1 protein-coding gene and 1 pseudogene are annotated in these 2,740 nt (G+C 74.8%); both read right to left on the minus strand.

Going from position 1 to position 2,740, the window contains the following annotated elements:
- Window positions 1-1,506: pseudogene (locus B7767_RS22650) on the minus strand (hypothetical protein); the annotation flags it as partial.
- On the minus strand, window positions 1,503-2,357 hold the full coding sequence (locus tag B7767_RS22655; protein ID WP_085573807.1) for a DUF4132 domain-containing protein: 855 nt from the start codon (window positions 2,355-2,357) through the stop codon (window positions 1,503-1,505). The gene B7767_RS22655 and the pseudogene B7767_RS22650, both read right to left, overlap by 4 nt.
- Window positions 2,358-2,740 lie beyond the last annotated feature (383 nt).

Here is a 2,740-nt window from a genome sequence, read left to right on the forward strand (position 1 = left end):
CGCCAGGCCGGCCGCGCCGTCCAGTTCACCGGCGGCGTCGTCGAGCCACTCGCGGAGCACGTCGGCGAGCACGGGGTGGCCGGCGACCCCCTCCAGCGCCCCCCGGCCGGAGTGCTTGCCGACGGCGTCGTAGAGCATGCGGCGGCCGTGCCGGTCCGCAGCGACGGCCGTCAGGTCGCGCCGTCCGGGCCGGGTGTCCTTCAGCCACCGGCCGAGGTCGAGGTGGACGTCCGTGCCGGCCCCGGGCGGGGCCAGCGGCACGTCCCGCGCCATGCACAGGTCGAGCAGGTCGAGGTCGGCGCCGGCGTGCCAGCGGCCGGTGAAGAGGTCGACGGGGCGGCCCTGGTCGCGCAGGCGCTCGGTCATGCGCTCCACGAGTGCGAGGGTGGCGGGCGAGCGGTCGCTGACGGTGCCGCCGTGCTTGCGGTACAGGGCCCAGCGGGTGAGCCAGTCCGCCGGGTCGACCGCGTCCGCCGCCCCGTCCTCGCCCGTGAGCAGCCGGTCGGCGCCGGTCTCGGTGAGCAGTGCCAGCCAGAACTCGTCGTCCTCGGTGGAGCGGCCGAGACCGGCTGGCATGATCTCCAGCAGCCGGCCGCGTACGGCGGGCCGCTGTCCGGAGAGGACGACGAGCGTGGCCCGGTAGGTGTTCCAGAAGGAGGCGGGGGCGCGGACCGCCGCGGGCGACGCGAGCAGGTCCTCGACCAGGGCGCACTCCTCGGTGACCCGGTCCAGGCCGGCGGCCTTGATCAGGGCGCGGGCGTCCTGGGGCAGCGACGCGTAGGGCGGCATGCCGGCCGCGCAGCGTTCCACGGTGAGCTGCCGGAACTGCGCCCAGGCCTCGGCCGGGGTGAGCCGCGCCGCGAGGGCCTTCACGTGTTCCTTGAGGGCCTTGACCGTCAGCGCCCCGGCGAAGGCGAACTCCAGGAACACGGCGCGCTGCCGCTCCTCGTCCACGGTCAGCGCGTGCACCCGCTCCGCCTCGCGGGCCTTGCCGAAGAACGCCGCCGCGTAGGTGGTGTTCTCGTGCTGGAGGAAGACGCGGGCGGCCTGCTCGTAGAAGGTGGGCAGGAAGTGCGGTACGGCACGGCCGAGCCGCTCGCCGAGCGCCTCGAAGCCCTCCTTGGCGTTGCCGGGGCGGGACTTGGCCTGGCGGGCGAGCCGCTCGACGTCCTTGACCAGCGCCAGCGCGTGGTGCCCGTTCGCCGGGTCGTTGACCAGCGCCCACGCGGGGAAGCCGAGCGTCTCCCGGCGCACCTGTCCGACCTCGCGGGTCTCCGGGTCGCGGGCCAGTCCGAGGAAGTCCAGGGCGAGGTCCTCCGCCTCGCCCAGTGTGCCCGGCACCAGCCGCACGACCTTCCGCTCGTCCAGCGCGGTGTGCGTGTACGTGCGGACGGTGAGGACGTCGGCGTCCTCCCGGGCCGTGGTGCCCGGGGGCAGGACGGCGCCGGCGTCGAGCAGCGCGGCGGAGGTGGTCTCGTCGTAGGTGAATCCGTCGTACGTCGTCACGCCGCACGCTCCTCGTCCTCGATGTCGCGTCCGGCGTACAGTGCGGCCGCCATGCGCATGCCCTCCGACCAGGCCACCGGCCCGACCCGGCCGAGCTTCAGCACCCGGCCGGCCGGGTCGGTGAAGACCAGGGGGCCGGTCTCCGTCTCCACGTAGCCGTCGTAGTCGCCGATCCACACCCGGGCCTCGACGGCATGGCCCTCCTCCACCACGGAGCACACGGCGTGGCCGCCGCGCACGCGGTAGCCGAGCTGGGTCGCGCGGCCGTGCAGGAACCGCAGTTCCTTGAAGACGCCGCCCGCGTGGTCCTCGACGGAGGCGGCCTCGGCGTCGAGTGCCGCGGGCCGGTGCCACACCTCGCGGAAGAGCTGCTGGGCGCGCTGTTCGACGCCGAGCTCGACGGCGAACTCCCGCAGCTCCTCCAGGTCGTCGAGGAGCACGGGGTGCGGCAGGCGGACCAGGCCGGGGGTGAGGCGGACGGTGTCGCCGTCGAGGTCGACCAGGCCGAGGCCGCGCTCGGGGTCGGCGTCCCGCAGGAACCCGGCCACCGCGCCGTCCGTGCCCGTGACCACCAGGTCGCGGAGGGCGGCCTGCCAGGCCGGGTCCGGCCACACCCGCGCCAGCACCTCGAACGGCACCGGCAGCGAGCGCACCATCCACCGCTCCACATCGGCCAGGCACTGCCGCTCGTGCCGCTCCAGCCACTCGGTGAGCTGGCGCAGCCCCACCACCGCCGGATCGTCGACGATCTTGGACGGTACGGACTTCAGCCGCCGTCCGGCCGCGTTGCGGCACACCACCTTGCCGCCGTCGAGGGCGACCTCGTAGCCGCCTGCCGACACCCACCCCATGCGTGCCTCCCGCACCCGCGATGATCAAGTGACGGGAACTGTAGAGCAGGGCTCTGACAACGGGTCCCAGGGCCTCGTCCCCGGACGGGCGCCGCCGTGGCGCGGGGCGGTGGAGCGGGGCCATCGGGGTGGTCGCAGGCCGTGTCGGGCGGCCGTCCCGGGGGCCGACTGGCCATCCTGGGTCGGTAGCGCGGCCCCTTCCGAGCGACAAGGAGCACGGCATGCCCACGGACCCGGTCGGACGATTCCTCGCGGCCCTGGACCCTCACCACCGGGAGGCCGTCAGCGGCAGACCGCGCGAGGAACAGGAACGGCTGGCGGCGGACTGGGAACGGGAGCTGGAGGCCGACACCGAGCTCGACTCCCTCGACGAGTTGTCCCCG

The organism is Streptomyces sp. 13-12-16 (assembly GCF_002114215.1).
Lineage (GTDB): Bacteria > Actinomycetota > Actinomycetes > Streptomycetales > Streptomycetaceae > Streptomyces.

Excerpts from the sequence above, each read along its gene's own strand:
- B7767_RS22655 (WP_085573807.1), bottom strand. The coding sequence starts at position 2,357 with ATGGGGTGGGTGTCGGCAGGCGGCTACGAGGTCGCCCTCGACGGCGGC.